This is a genomic window from Jiella soli (genome assembly GCF_020615385.1).
GTDB lineage: Bacteria > Pseudomonadota > Alphaproteobacteria > Rhizobiales > Rhizobiaceae > VKMB-3413.
This window is the reverse complement of record NZ_JAJAVB010000002.1, coordinates 157,773-171,871: the sequence shown is the minus strand read 5'-3', so window position 1 is coordinate 171,871 and position 14,099 is coordinate 157,773. Positions and strand designations below refer to the sequence as shown.

Annotated in this window: 13 protein-coding genes; 7 read left to right on the top strand and 6 right to left on the bottom strand. The window is 66.0% G+C overall.

What is annotated here, in order from left to right; translation table 11 throughout:
* Window positions 1-276 precede the first annotated feature (276 nt).
* Entirely contained in the window at window positions 277-1,731 is a 1,455-nt protein-coding gene (cysS, locus tag LH400_RS01110) for a cysteine--tRNA ligase (protein WP_229150806.1), read from the top strand.
* 121 nt (window positions 1,732-1,852) lie between these two features.
* On the opposite strand, the gene LH400_RS01105 is transcribed toward cysS, so the two are convergent.
* The 6 genes from LH400_RS01105 to LH400_RS01080 all read right to left on the bottom strand — a co-directional run bounded on the left by LH400_RS01105 (window position 1,853) and on the right by LH400_RS01080 (window position 8,271).
* Window positions 1,853-3,130, bottom strand: a complete 1,278-nt coding sequence (locus LH400_RS01105) for a cyclopropane fatty acid synthase (protein ID WP_229150805.1) — start codon at window positions 3,128-3,130, stop codon at window positions 1,853-1,855.
* A gap of 191 nt (window positions 3,131-3,321) precedes the next feature.
* Window positions 3,322-3,933, bottom strand: a complete 612-nt coding sequence (rplI, locus tag LH400_RS01100; RefSeq protein ID WP_229150804.1) for a 50S ribosomal protein L9 — start codon at window positions 3,931-3,933, stop codon at window positions 3,322-3,324.
* A 51-nt stretch (window positions 3,934-3,984) separates the two neighbouring features.
* Window positions 3,985-4,968 (bottom strand): hypothetical protein, encoded by a 984-nt coding sequence (locus LH400_RS01095; protein ID WP_229151226.1) that lies wholly within the window; start codon window positions 4,966-4,968, stop codon window positions 3,985-3,987.
* A 132-nt stretch (window positions 4,969-5,100) separates the two neighbouring features.
* Window positions 5,101-5,349 carry a 30S ribosomal protein S18 gene (gene rpsR, locus LH400_RS01090; protein ID WP_229150803.1) on the bottom strand — a complete coding sequence of 83 codons (249 nt, stop codon included), beginning with the start codon at window positions 5,347-5,349 and terminating at the stop codon, window positions 5,101-5,103.
* A 6-nt stretch (window positions 5,350-5,355) separates the two neighbouring features.
* Complete coding sequence (rpsF, locus tag LH400_RS01085) at window positions 5,356-5,826, bottom strand: 30S ribosomal protein S6 (protein ID WP_229150802.1); 471 nt, start codon at window positions 5,824-5,826, stop codon at window positions 5,356-5,358.
* Between the two features lie 321 nt (window positions 5,827-6,147).
* Window positions 6,148-8,271, bottom strand: a complete 2,124-nt coding sequence (locus tag LH400_RS01080; protein ID WP_229150801.1) for a putative bifunctional diguanylate cyclase/phosphodiesterase — start codon at window positions 8,269-8,271, stop codon at window positions 6,148-6,150.
* 196 nt (window positions 8,272-8,467) lie between these two features.
* Between LH400_RS01080 and fabD the strand changes: the two genes are divergently transcribed.
* From fabD to mltG, 6 genes are all read left to right on the top strand, one after another.
* Entirely contained in the window at window positions 8,468-9,403 is a 936-nt protein-coding gene (fabD, locus tag LH400_RS01075) for an ACP S-malonyltransferase (RefSeq protein ID WP_229150800.1), read from the top strand.
* An 88-nt stretch (window positions 9,404-9,491) separates the two neighbouring features.
* Window positions 9,492-10,229 (top strand): 3-oxoacyl-[acyl-carrier-protein] reductase, encoded by a 738-nt coding sequence (gene fabG / locus LH400_RS01070; protein WP_229150799.1) that lies wholly within the window; start codon window positions 9,492-9,494, stop codon window positions 10,227-10,229.
* 171 nt (window positions 10,230-10,400) lie between these two features.
* Window positions 10,401-10,637 carry an acyl carrier protein gene (locus LH400_RS01065; RefSeq protein WP_026358398.1) on the top strand — a complete coding sequence of 79 codons (237 nt, stop codon included), beginning with the start codon at window positions 10,401-10,403 and terminating at the stop codon, window positions 10,635-10,637.
* 41 nt (window positions 10,638-10,678) lie between these two features.
* On the top strand, window positions 10,679-11,944 hold the full coding sequence (gene fabF, locus LH400_RS01060; RefSeq protein WP_229150798.1) for a beta-ketoacyl-ACP synthase II: 1,266 nt from the start codon (window positions 10,679-10,681) through the stop codon (window positions 11,942-11,944).
* A gap of 108 nt (window positions 11,945-12,052) precedes the next feature.
* Window positions 12,053-12,703 (top strand): glutathione S-transferase family protein, encoded by a 651-nt coding sequence (locus tag LH400_RS01055; protein WP_229150797.1) that lies wholly within the window; start codon window positions 12,053-12,055, stop codon window positions 12,701-12,703.
* Between the two features lie 174 nt (window positions 12,704-12,877).
* Window positions 12,878-14,005, top strand: coding sequence for an endolytic transglycosylase MltG (gene mltG / locus LH400_RS01050; RefSeq protein WP_229150796.1), 1,128 nt, complete (start codon window positions 12,878-12,880; stop codon window positions 14,003-14,005).
* Window positions 14,006-14,099: the final 94 nt, after the last annotated feature.

The following is a 14,099-nucleotide window of genomic DNA, read 5'->3' as shown; positions in this document are numbered from 1 at the left end:
GATTGTGCCAGTTTAGCGGCAAGACCGTCATATGCGCCAACAGGACGGCCACTTCTCCCGCTCGCTTTCTCGTGGTGGTAATGCCGATACAGTGAAGGTGTTCCGGACGGGTATTATTTTCTTTGTTGATGTAGTTCCTAGAAAAACCGTTTCGGAGCCGGTTAAGCACAAGAACTGTTGCAGCCTGTCATGATTCGTGCGGCATCGCCGGATTTCCAGGCGGTTTGTCAGCCGTGGCGATTCCGGTTAGCAGATCCGCGACAGGAGACGACGACGATGGACGACGGGTTTCGCGGGCTCGAGCTCACCAACACGATGACGCGGCGCAAGGAGAAGTTCCGGCCGCTCGACTGGCGAAATCCGGCGGTGGCGGATGCCGACCGGCGCGTGCGCATGTATGTCTGCGGGCCCACCGTCTACGACTTCGCCCATATCGGCAATGCGCGCCCGGTGATCGTCTTCGACGTGCTGTTCCGCCTGCTGCGCCACCTCTATGGCGAGGATCGCGTCCTCTATGCCCGCAACATCACCGACGTCGACGACAAGATCAACGCGCGGGCGGCACGCGACTATCCGGGCCTTCCCCTGAACGAGGCGATCGCCAGGGTCACCTCGGCCACGGCCGACCAGTTCCACGCCGACGCCGCGGCGCTCGGCTGCCTTCAGCCGACCTTCGAGCCGCGCGCCACGGCCTATGTCCGGCGCGAGGACGGCCACGACATGATCGCGATGATCGGCGCGCTGATCGAGACGGGCCATGCCTATGAGGCGGGCGGGGAGGTGCTGTTCGACGTCACCTCCATGCCCGACTATGGCCGCCTGTCGAACCGTAAGTTGGAGGACCAGCAGGCGGGCGCCCGGATCGCGGTCGACGCGCACAAGAAAAACCCCGGCGACTTCGTCCTGTGGAAGCTGTCGAACGAGACCGAGCCCGGCTGGGATTCGCCCTGGGGAAGGGGAAGGCCCGGCTGGCATCTCGAATGCTCGGTCATGTCGGAAGCCCTGCTCGGCCAAACCTTCGACATCCATGGCGGCGGGCTCGACCTGATCTTCCCGCACCATGAGAACGAGATCGCCCAGTCGCGCTGCGCCCATGGCACGGCCGAGATGGCACAGGTCTGGATGCACAACGGCTTTCTTCAGGTCGAGGGCCGCAAGATGTCGAAGTCCGAGGGCAATTTCGTCACCATCCGCGAGCTCCTGGAAACGGACAGATTCGGCGGCCGCAAATGGCCGGGCGAGGTGCTGCGCCTCGCCATGCTGATGACGCACTACCGCGAGCCAATCGACTTCAGCGTGAAGCGGCTGGAAGAGGCGGAGAGCGCTCTTTCGTCCTTCGCGCGCGCGGCTGCCGCAGCCGAGTCTTCGGCGCCAGGCGAGGCGGTGCTTGCGGCCCTGTGCGACGATCTGTCGAGCGGAGCGGTGATCGCCGAACTCCACGCCCTTCGACGGTCCGATCCCGCAGCCCTGCGGGCGTCCCTCGACCTGCTCGGCATCGACGTGGCCGCTTGGCACGAGGCGGAGAACCGCAAGGCGGGCCGGGGCGACCCGGATATGTCGGCAGACGCGATCGACGCCGCCATCGCCGAGCGCCTCGACTTCATCCGCGCCAAGAACTGGGGCGAAGCCGATCGCATCCGCGACGAGCTGCTCGAAAAGGGCCTCCAGCTGAAGGACGGCAAGGACCCGGCAACCGGCGAGCGGGTCACGACCTGGGAGGTGAAGCGGTAGGGCGTTCCGCTTTCGCGCCGGCGGTTTCCGACATGAGACCGACAGGAAGCGGGCATCGAAAAGGGGAGGACGGCGCGTGCCGTCCTCCCCTCGATCTTCAGACCGTAGACCCGGTCTGCGGCTATTCGGCGGCGACGCGCTCGTTCCAGGCTTCGCTTTCGACCAGGGCTGCGGTATCGCGCTCGCGCAGCTTCGCCTCTGCCTCGAACATGTAGTCGCGGGTCATCGGCAGCGTACCCAGCTTCTTGGTGATCTGAATCTGGAAGACGACGAGATCCTGCCAGCGGAACGCGGTCTCGGAAGCGGCGAGGTAGAATTCCCACATCCGGCAGAACCGCTCGTCATAGAGCGCCTTGGCCTCCTCGCGCCGCGCCTCGAAGCGGGCGCGCCAGTGCTTCAGCGTGTGGGCATAATGCAGCCTGAGGATTTCGACATCGGTGACGACCATCCCGCTGCGCTCGATCCTCGGCGTCACTTCCGACAGCGTCGGCAGGTAGCCGCCGGGGAAGATGTACTTGGCGATGAACGGGTTGGTGTTCGCCGGCACGTCCCAGCGGCCGATCGTGTGGAGCAGCATGACGCCGTCATCCGCCATCAGCCGGCGGCACTGGTCGAAAAACTGCTGGTAGAAGTCCAGCCCGACATGCTCGAACATCCCGACCGAGACGATCCGGTCGAACGGACCCTCCGTCTTGCGGTAATCCTCGAGGTGGAACTGGGCGCGGTTGGCAAGGCCCGCCTCTTCGGCGCGCTGATTGGCGATCTTCAGCTGCTCGTCCGACAGCGTGATTCCGCGCACCTTCGCGTCCACCTGCCGGGCGAGATAGAGGCCAAGGCCGCCCCAGCCGCAGCCGATGTCGAGCGTGCGCAGGCCCGGCCGGTTCATGAACATTTTCGCCGCGATATGCCGCTTCTTGGCGAATTGCGCCTCGTCCAGCGTGGCATCCGGACGCTCGAAATAGGCGCAGGAATATTGCCGATCGACGTCGAGGAAGAGGTCGTAGAGCTCGGCCGACAGGTCGTAGTGATGCTGGACGTTGGAGCGGGCGCGTGTCGGCGTGTTGTTCTGGATCAGCCGGCGATAGACCAGCCGGATCCGGCTGATCGCGCGCATCCAGCTCTCATCGGTCGCGTGATTGCCGGCGTTCTGGAAGATCAGGGCGAGAACCTCCCAGATCGTTCCCTCGACGACGTCGAAGCCGCCGTTCATGTATTCTTCGCCGAATTTCAGTCCCGGATTGAGGGCAATCGCCCGCTCGGCGGCTCTCGTGTTCATCCTTATGGCGACGGGAACACCGGTTCCATCGCCCCAGCGATGCCTCTTCCCATCCGCGTCGATTACGGTGAAATCACCAAACGTGATCAGGTTGTTGAGGTAGAACTTCAGAATGCGATTCATGGACGACGATCTCCTGGCCGAAGCCCAAAGAGACCGCGGCGGGCGTCAGGCCAGCCGGGTACTCGTTAATACGTTGCATAGCGAGAGCTAACTTTAATATCGGGAGCGCATAAGAAAAGGGCCCCGCGTTTGCGGAGCCCCCTTTTTTGTAAGCCTGCCATGCGAAAGACCAGTTGCCGAAAAGCGACCGGTCAGCCGGCGGTCGCCGTGTCGGTCTCTTCGTCGGCCTCGGCGGTCGCCTCGGCTTCGGCTTCCTCTTCCGCGGCTTCCTCGTCTTCGGCAAGCTCGTCCTCGTCGGGACCGTAGAGGGCCTCGAGCGTGGTCAGGTCTTCGCCGCGAGCCTGGCGCTCGGCCTCGTCCGGCGAGCGGGCGACGTTGATCTTGATCGCGACCGCCACCTCCGGGTGCAGGCGGATATCCACCTGGTGAAGCCCGATGGTCTTGATCGGCTGGTTCAGCTCGACCTCGTTGCGGCCGACCTTGAAGCCTTCCTTGGCGAGGATCTCGGCGATGTCGCGGGTCGAGACCGAGCCGTAGAGCTGGCCGGACTCGGCGGCCGAGCGCACCACGATGAAGCTCTTGCCTTCGAGCGTGGCGCTGACGCGCTGGGCCTCGGCCTTGCGCTCTTCGTTGCGCTGGATCAGCTGCGCCTTCTGCGCCTCGAAGCGGGCGCGGTTGGCTTCGTTGGCGCGCAGCGCCCGGCCGGTCGGCAGGAGGTAGTTGCGGGCAAAGCCATCGCGAACCTTCACGGTCTCGCCCATCTGGCCGAGCCTGGCGATGCGTTCGAGGAGAATGACATCCATGTTTTCAGTCCTTTTAGAAGCGTTGCAGGTTAAGTGGATGATGCTGGGAAGTCAGGCGCGCGGGATCGGCGGGGGACCCGCAGCGCGCGGGCGCCGCTTCCATGTCTCGTAGATCCCGATCAGCAGGAAGAGCGCGATCGGGAAGGACAGGAGCAGGATCGCGGCGTAGCTCGTGAAGAGCACCAGACCGCGGCCGGGTCGTCCCCGCGTGCGCTTGTGGACCGAGGCGAGGCCGACGAGGGAAAGGGCCGCTCCGAAGCCGCCGGCGACGACGTCGGCGATCAGTCCGATCGTGCCCCCTACAAACGACCCGGCAAGGCCGGCGGCGAAGATGAAGAGCGCGACCTGTGGCAGCCGCCCGGCGGTCGGAACGTCGTCCCGCGGCCGCGGCAGCCGCCCGGAAATGCGCACCACGAGGGCGCCGAGATAGAGGCCGGCAACCAGCGTCACGACCAGCACCGCCGGCTGGACGAAGGGCACCATGGCGATGACCAGCCGCGCGATCTCCTGGATCTGGTCCTGGCTTGCGCCGCCAAGGTCGCTGCCGCCCTGGCCGAGGCCGGCGACGATCAGCGGCTGGAGTTCTGTGGGATCGTAGCCGAGATACCAGCCGAGAAAGATGCAGGCGGCGACGACCGACAGGACGATCGCCAGGAACACCCGGTCGAGCGGATACCAGTCGAGCGGCGCCGGGGCGGGCGAACGGCCGAGCGGTGCCGAGGCGGCCGCGTCGGCATTGGCCGCCGGACGGGCGAGGCCTGCGAGATGGCCAGCGAGCGCGATCGGCCCGGTCATCGCAATGACGAGGAGCAGCCCGCTCGAGACCGAGCCGGAGAGGAGGTAGATGGCGAGGCCGGAGGTCAGGGCGGCGACGAGACCGGCGAGCGATCCCCAGCCGAGGCTCGCAATGGCCACGGGAATCGGCGCGGCGAGCGCCAGCCCGAAAGCGGTTCCCGACTGCAGCACGAGGCCCGCAAAGAGCAGCGCGCTCGCAAGGCCGGATACGGCTGCAATGAAAAGGGCCGGGAGGGTCATCACGGGTGCGCTGTCCTGCCTGGAGCAGTTAGGGGCGGCATGCCCCAACTCGGCGAAAGAGACGTCCCGGCCGCCGCCTGATGCGGAAGGGACGGGCGGCGCGATGGTCGCGCCGCCTGAAGGCGGAAAGCCTTACTTGATCACGTAGGGCAGAAGACCCAGGAAGCGGGCGCGCTTGATCGCGCGGGCCAGCGCACGCTGGTTCTTCTGGGAGACCGCCGTAATGCGCGACGGCACGATCTTGCCGCGCTCGGAGATGTAGCGCTGCAGCAGGCGCACGTCCTTGTAGTCGATCTTCGGCGACTCGCCGCCGGAGAACGGATCGGACTTGCGGCGGCGGTGGAACGGCCGGCGGGTGGGAAGCTGGGCGATATCGACCATCAGGGCTTACTCCGAATCACTGTCGCGGGGGCGGCGCGGACGATCGTCGTCACGATCGCGGCGGGGACCACGGTCGCCGCGGTCACCACGATCGCCGCGGTCACCACGATCGCCGCGATCACCACGGTCGCGATCGCCGCGACGCGGACGGTCGTCGCGCTTCTGCATCATCGCAGAAGGGCCGTCCTCGTGCTCTTCGACGCGGATCGTCATGTAGCGCAGAATGTCTTCGTTGAACCGCATCTGCCGCTCCATCTCCTGGACGGCAGAAGCCGGCGCGTCGATGTTGATGAGCGTGTAATAGGCCTTGCGGTTCTTCTTGATGCGGTAGGTGAGGGTCTTCAGACCCCAATTTTCGACCTTGCCGACCTTGCCGCCATTCGCCTCGAGAACGCCGCGATAGGTTTCCACCAGCTGGTCGACCTGCTGGTTCGAAATATCCTGGCGCGCGAGGAATACGTGCTCGTAAAGAGCCATATCGATTCGCCTTTCCGTTTTCGTCTACGTCTGCCCGCACCAGCGGCTAAGCCTCTGCGACTTCCTGCGACACCCGCGCTGCGGGAGATTGGGAAAGGCGCTATGAGATCGGTCGAGAGCGGAGACACGGGAAGCTGATGCGCTTTCGGCATCGAGATACCGGCGGACCGGCAGCCTTCCGTACAGCCCCCAGCTGGAAACCGGGCATGAACGAGGCGGGATGTAGCCGCTTCCGGCAGGTTTTGCAAGAACCGCGAGGGGCTTGCACCGCCCGCTGCAGTCTTCGGGGGAAAGGCGCGCCCGAAGCGGCGGGGCTTGCTCTCAGGACGATGCGGCGGCGGGAAGGCGGCCGCGCCGCCAGCCGGCAAACCTGCGGATGATCGCCTCGGCGGGTTCGGGGGGGCAGAGAAAGAACCCTTGGCCGTCGACGGAGCCGAGTTCGCGCAGTTGCTCCCATTGGCGCTCGGTCTCGATTCCCTCGGCCGTCAGGCGAAGGCCGAGGCGGCGGCACAGGTCGTGGATCGAGGCGACGATCGCGTCGGCCGCGCGGTCGTCGCCGACGCCGCTGATGATGGAGCGGTCGATCTTGACCCGGCTGACCGGCAGCGACCGGATATAAGTGAGGCTGGACTGGCCGGCGCCGAAATCGTCGAGGGCGATCCGGATCCCGGCCTTCTGGAAGGCAGTCAGCGTATCCACCAGCTGCGAGCAGCGGTCGATCGGAAGGCCTTCCGTCACCTCGATCTCGATCAGTCCGGGCGACAGCCGATGTGTATCGAGCGTCTCCAGCAGGACCTCCAGGATGTGCGGCGCCCCGAGCGAGACAGGCGACAGGTTGATCGACAGACCCGGACATTGCGGATCGGCATCGACGAAGGCGCGAAGCTGGGCGATCGCGTTGCGGATCACCCAGTTGTCGACGAGCGCGATGAGCCCCGTCCGCTCGGCGATCGGGATGAACTCCGCCGGCGGGACCATGCGGCCGAGGCGGCGATTGTTCCAGCGGATCAGGGTCTCGATGCCGCTGAGGCGGCCGGTGCTCAGATCGATTTGCGGCTGATAGACGAGGCTGAAGTCCTGGCGCGACAGGGCAAGCGTAAGGTCGGCCTCCAGCCGGCGCCGCTCGTTGACCTCTTCTTCCTGCCGGGCGTCGTAGCAGGCGACCGCGTTGCGGCCGTTTCGCTTGACCTGGTAGAGGGCGATATCGGCAGCGCGCTGGAGAGCTTCCGGTGTCTTTCCGTCGTCGGGAAGCGAGGCGAGGCCGGCCGAACAGCCGACCGTGAGCGTTCTCTCGCCGATCCGGTAGGGCGTTGAAAGCGCCGCCACGAGATCCTCAGCGATCCGGATTCCCCGCTCGCGGGAGGTGCCGTTCAGGACCACGGCGAATTCGTCGCCGCCGAGACGGAATGCCCGGCCGGCCGATCCGCAGACCTCCCGCATCCGCTGCCCCGCCATCTGCAGAAGGCTGTCGCCGGTCTCGTGGCCATAGTCGTCGTTGACGAGCTTGAAGTGGTCGAGGTCTAGGGCGACGAAGACGACCGGCTTCGCCTCCCTGTTCTCGGGCTGAAGCTCGGTCCAGCATTCGCGCAGAAGCGTCCGGTTGCCGAGCCCGGTCAACGGGTCGCTGCGGGCCATTTTTTCGACCTGCCGGCTCGCTGTCTTTAGCGGCGTGATGTCGGTGAAGGCAACGATCCGGTCGGCGGCATCGGCAGCGGCAGGCGAAGCGGCCACCATCAGGTGACGAGTCTCGCCGGCGAGCCGCAGCTCCGCTTCGAACTGGCTGGAGGAGGCAAGTTCCTCGGCGAGCGAGCGGCCGCTGCACGGGTGAAGCCCGCCCAGAAGGTCGATCTCGCCCTCGGGGAGGGCAAAGGTTTCGCGCGCTGCGGGATTGGCGAAGATAACCTGGCCGAGCGAATCGAGCTGGACGAAGCCGAGCGGCGCCATCTCGGTGATCACCTGGTACTGCGCCCGGCTCTTGCGCAGCCGCTCCTCCGCCAGCACCTGTTCGGTAACGTCCATATAGAGCGTCAGCGATCCGGGCGCCGCGGTCCGCGGGATCGAGCGAGCCAGTACCCACTTGCCGGAGGGCTTCCGGCAAAGAACTTCTGCGCTCTCGCCGCGCAGCACACGCGCGATGTGAGCCTGGACCTCGAAGTGGCTGCCATGGTCGCCGCGGGCCTCGCACAGGTCGACGATCTCGCGCCGCGCGAGCCCGGCCCGCAGCATCCCGGCCGGCAGTTCGATATGGCTCTCCGCGTTGGCGTTAAAGAAGGCGACGACTTCGTCGCCGGATGCGATTCGCTCGTAGAGGACGACGCCTTGCTCCATATGGTCGAGCATTTCGCGGATGACCGCATGCTCTTCCTCAAGCGAGCGGCCGCACAGGCTGGCGATCGCAGGAATCGCAGTCTCGCCCGGCACAGGCAGCACCATCGGCTTGTCCATTTTTTATTGAGCCTCTCTCTCCAGCGAGAGTGGGTTGCTTCGGTTTAGATCGACTTAATTTTCTCTTTCGCATTTGTGTCGCTGCCGAAATACTCGCTTTTCAGTTGCGGCTTGGGCGAGCCGGCTTGACAGGCGGGTCTTGCCAAACCAATCCGCTCCGACACTTCAGGGGCATTGTGAGGAGTCAGGCTGAAAAATGAGCATCGCGCTGGTGTTTCCGGGACAGGGCAGTCAGGCCGTCGGCATGGGGCGGTCGCTGTTCGACGCCTTCCAAGAGAGCCGTGCGGTCTTCGAAGAGGTCGACGATGCGCTGGGCGAAAGGCTGTCGTCGCTGATCTTCGAGGGGCCCGAGGATCGGCTGACCCTGACCCAGAACGCTCAGCCCGCATTGATGGCCGTGTCGCTCGCCGCGATGCGCGCGTTGGAATCACAAGGCTTCCGGGCTTCCGCCGCGTCCTACGTGGCCGGACACTCGCTTGGGGAATATTCGGCGCTCGCAGCCGCCGGGACGATCTCGGTGTCGGATGCGGCGCGGCTTCTGCGGCTGCGCGGCCGCGCCATGCAGGAGGCGGTGCCGGCCGGCGAAGGCGCGATGGCAGCGATCCTCGGTCTCGATGCCGAGGCTGTGGCTGCCTTGTGCGAACGCGCGGCGGCGGAGGGCGGCGTCTGCGAACCGGCGAACGACAATGGCGGGGGTCAGATCGTCATTTCCGGCTCGGCCGCAGCGGTGGCGCGGGCCGTGGCCTCGGCGCCCGAAGCCGGTGCAAAGCGCGCGATCCCGCTGCCGGTCTCGGCGCCGTTCCATTGCTCTCTGATGCAGCCGGCAGCCGAGCGGATGGCGGAGGCACTTCGTGAGGCGCGGCTTTCGGCGCCCGTCGTGCCGCTTGTCTCCAACGTCACGGCGAGCCCCACCAGCGATCCGGACGAGATTCGCGAGCGCCTGGTGCGTCAGGTCACCGGTCGAGTTCGCTGGCGCGAAAGCATGGAATGGCTGGCGGAGAACGGTGTGACCCGCCTCGTCGAGATCGGCAGCGGCAAGGTGCTCAGCGGTCTTGCCCGCCGGATCGACAAGCGGCTCGAGGCGGTATCGGTCGGTACAGACGAGGCGGTCCGCGGATTTGCCGCCGGCTGACGGACAGGCGCGGGCGGCGATCGACGCGATCGTTCCCGCCAGCCGGGCTGAAGAGCCTCGAGACGCGAAAGAAGAAAAGGAAAAGGCGATGTTCGATCTGACCGGGCGCAAAGCCCTCGTGACTGGCGCCAGCGGCGGCATCGGCGAGGCGATCGCCCGCGCGTTCCACGGCTGCGGGGCGGTCGTCGGCCTGCATGGCACGCGGCGTGAGAAGCTTGAGGAGATCGCGGCCTCGCTCGGCGAGCGCGTGGTCGTCCTGCCGGCCGACCTGTCCGACCGCGACGCTCAGAAGGGTCTCGCGGAGCGAGCCGAGGCGGAGATGGAAGGCGTCGACATCCTGGTCAACAACGCCGGAATCACCAAGGACGGGCTGTTCGTGCGCATGTCGGACGACGATTGGGATGCCGTTCTCGAAGTCGACCTGACGGCCGCCTTCCGCCTGACCCGCGGCCTCACGCACCCGATGATGCGGCGCCGCCACGGCCGAATCATCAACATTACCTCGATCGTCGGCGTGACCGGCAATCCCGGCCAGGCCAATTATTGCGCGGCCAAGGCGGGGATGATCGGCTTTTCCAAGTCGCTGGCACAGGAAATCGCCTCGCGCGGTGTTACCGTGAACTGCATCGCGCCGGGCTTCATTTCCAGCGCCATGACGGATAAGCTGAACGACAAACAGAAGGATGCGATCATGGGGGCGATTCCCATGAAGCGCATGGGGGAGGCGGCCGAGATCGCCGCTGCGGCGGTGTTCCTGGCCTCGCAGGAGGCGGCTTATGTCACCGGCCAGACCATTCACGTCAACGGCGGTATGGCGATGATCTGACGACGGCCGGCTGCTTTTGCTTGGCCCCGGCCGGCGAGCATGATAAGCGCGCCGGCGAATTGTTTCCCAGTTCGAAGTGCGCGGCCGCGACCGCAAAGACCGCGCCGCTTGATAAACAGCCGCCTCACGTCTAACGAAAGCGGCGAAAGCCATCTCAGTAGAGGACTTACAATGAGCGATACCGCCGAGCGAGTGAAGAAGATCGTCGTCGAGCATCTGGGCGTCGAGCAGGAGAAGGTCACCGAGAACGCCAGCTTCATCGATGATCTTGGTGCCGACAGCCTCGATACCGTCGAACTCGTCATGGCGTTCGAAGAAGAGTTCGGCGTCGAGATCCCGGACGACGCGGCCGAGACGATCCTGACGGTCGGCGACGCCGTGAAGTTCATCGAAAAGAACCAGGCCTGACGCGTCAGGGTGGCGGTTGCCACCCGGCGATAGAGTGACTGATGAGACGAGTAGTCATCACCGGCATCGGAATGGTCACGCCACTCGGCGCAGGCGCCGGTGTGACCTGGAAACGCATTCTGAACGGCGAGAGCGGGGCCAATCGGGTCGAGAGCTTCGAGGTCTCGGACCTGGCCTGCCAGATCGCCTGCCAGATCCCACGCGGCGACGGGCAAGACGGCACCTTCAATCCCGACCAGTGGATGGAGCCGAAGGAGCAGCGAAAGGTGGACGATTTCATCGTCTACGCCGTCGCTGCGGCCTCCGAGGCGCTTGACGATGCCAACTGGCATCCCGAGAGCCGCGAGGACCAGATCTCGACCGGCGTCCTGATCGGTTCGGGGATCGGCGGCCTGCAGGGCATCGAAAAGACTGCGCTGATCCTGGCGGAGAAGGGGCCGCGTCGCGTCAGCCCGTTCTTCATTCCCGGCAGCCTGATCAACCTCGCATCCGGCCATGTGTCGATCCGCAACGGGTTGAAGGGACCGAACCATTCGGTCGTGACGGCTTGTTCGACCGGCGCGCATGCGATCGGCGACGCTTCGCGCCTGATCGCGCTCGGCGACGCCGAAGTGATGGTTGCGGGCGGGGCGGAATCGCCTGTCTGCCGGCTGTCGCTGGCAGGATTTGCGGCCTGCAAGGCGCTGTCGACGCATTTCAATGACGACGCCAAGCGCGGCTCGCGGCCCTATGACCGCGACCGGGACGGGTTCGTCATGGGCGAGGGTGCCGGCATCGTCGTGCTCGAGGAATACGAGCACGCCAGGGCGCGCGGTGCCCGGATCTACGCCGAGGTGATCGGCTATGGCCTGTCCGGCGACGCCTATCACATCACGGCTCCGGCCGAGGATGGCGACGGCGCCTATCGCTGCATGGCTGCGGCGATGAAGCGGGCCGGGATTTCGGCCTCCGACATCGACTATGTCAACGCTCACGGGACCTCGACCCCGCTCGGGGACGAGATCGAGCTTCGGGCGATCGAGCGTCTTCTCGGCGAGGCCGCGGAGGGAATCTCCATGTCGTCGACCAAGTCCGCGACAGGTCATCTTCTCGGCGCGGCCGGATCGGTGGAGGCTATCTTCTCGGCCCTGGCGATCCGCGACAATGTCGCGCCGCCGACGCTCAACCTCGACAATCCCTCCGTCGAGACCAAGATCGACCTCGTGCCGCATGTGAAGCGCGAAAAGCGGATCGATGTCGCTCTGTCGAACTCCTTCGGCTTCGGCGGCACCAACGCGTCGCTGGTCCTCAGGCGGGTGGTCGACTGAGGACCCGGCCGATGGCGTCCGCGGCTGCAGGCGGCCGGGGTGCGCATGGCCGGGGTGCGGCACTTCGCCGTCGCGATCGGCGCGACGTGCACATCGGGGGATGACCGGATGCCGAAGCTGAGGCTCTACTACTCGCCGGGCGCCTGTTCGCTCGCGCCGCATCTGGTACTCGAACAGGCCGGCCTCGACTACGAGCTGGTCCGAGTTGACTTTGCCGCCGGCGAGCAGCGCTCCGAAGACTATCTGAAGCTCAATCCGAAGGGGCGGGTGCCGGTCCTTTGCGACGGCGATGCCGTGATCACCGAGAACCCGGCGATCCTGCGCTACATCACGCGGCTTGCTCCGGAGCGCGAACTCTGGCCGAGCGAGCCGCTGGCCGAGGCGCGCTGCGCCGAATGGCTCGCCTTCCTGTCCTCGGGCCTGCATCCCGCCTATGCCCATATCCGTCGCCCGGAACGCTATGCGAGCGGCGAGGAGGCGAGGCGGGACGTGGTGGAGACCGGCAAGGCGGCTGCCCGCGCGCTCTGGGAAATGGCCGAGGCGAAACTCGCCGGCGCCGGCGATCTGCATGCGGCGGGCGCGGCGCTCTCGGTCGCCGATTTCTATCTTCTGGTCTTCTGGAACTGGGGACGCGGGAGCGTGCTCGGCTACGACATGCCCGGCGATTTCCCGGCATGGACGGCGCTTGCCCGCCGCCTGACCGAACTGCCGGCCGTCCGCGCCGTCTTGGAACGGGAAGGCCTTTCCCTGCCGGCATAGGCAGAGGCCGAGCAAGAGAGGCCGAGCCAGAGCCGGGCCGCGCGATTCCTCGCCTCGGGCGCCGGGTCGTGCGCCGGAGGGGATCATCCGGCGATTGGTGGCGCGCTATCCGACCTTTCGCCACATTGCCATGGTGCTTCAACGCGGAAGAATGCGGGTTCGAGGGGAATAGCGGTGAGCGACAACATGGGTGATGAAGGTGGCGGAGCACGCCAGACGCGCAACCGGCGGGGCCGCGACTTCAAGCCGTCGCCTGCGCCCAAGCCGCCGCGGCGCTCGCGCCACGCCAAGAACCAGCTCGTCGTCTTCTTGAACCTGTGTCTCTCCGGGGCGCTGTTCGTGATGCTCGTCGCGGGAGCTGTGCTCTACTGGGGAGCGAACGAGTTCGAGCGGCCGGGACCGCTCAAGACGGAGGCGACTTACGTCGTTCCGCGCAACACCGGCGTGTCGGCCATTGCCGACGGGCTGGAGCGCCAGGGCGTCATCTCCAACGCCTCGGTCTTCGAATATGCGGTCCGCATCGAGGGGGCAGGCAGCGCGCTGAAGGCCGGCGAATACGCTTTTGCTCCGGGCGTTTCGATGCGCGGCGTGATGGAGAAGCTGAAGAGCGGCGAATCGATCATGCATTCGGTGACGATCCCCGAGGGCTGGACCGTCGAGAAAGCCTATGAGCGGATCGCCGCGGAAGATGCTCTCACCGGAGCCATGCCTGATCCCGTGCCCGAGGGCTCGCTGCGGCCGGACACCTATCTCTTCCAGCGCGGCGAAACCCGCAAGGAGATCGTCAAGCGCATGCGGACCGCGCAGGAGAAGCTTGTCGCCGAGATCTGGGAGGGGCGCGATCCCGACCTGCCGGTCAAGGATATCGGCCAGTTCATCACCCTCGCCTCGATCGTCGAGAGGGAGACCGGCGTTGCCGAAGAGCGCCCGCATGTCGCCTCGGTGTTCGTCAACCGGCTGAAGAAGGGTATGCGGCTTCAGTCGGACCCGACCTTCCTCTACGGGGTCTATGGCGGCAAGGGAAAGCCGAGCGACCAGCCGGTCACGCAGTCGGACATCGATTCCGACACGCCCTACAACACCTACAAGATCAAGGGCCTGCCGCCCGGCCCGATCGCCAATCCCGGCAAGGCTGCGCTTCAGGCGGTCGCGCATCCCTCCGAAAGCGACGACGTCTATTTCGTCGCCGACGGCACCGGTGGCCACGTCTTTTCGTCGAGCCTCGACGAACACAACCGCAATGTCCGCAAATATCGGGAATTGCAGAAACAGCAGCGGGCCGAAGCGAACGCCGCGGAATAGGATGCGGGAGGACGGTGCCCCCCTCCCGCCTCCCGTCCGTCGGAATGCGGGCGGTGGCTGCAAGCTTTCCTCTTCCGACACCCGGGCGTTGCGC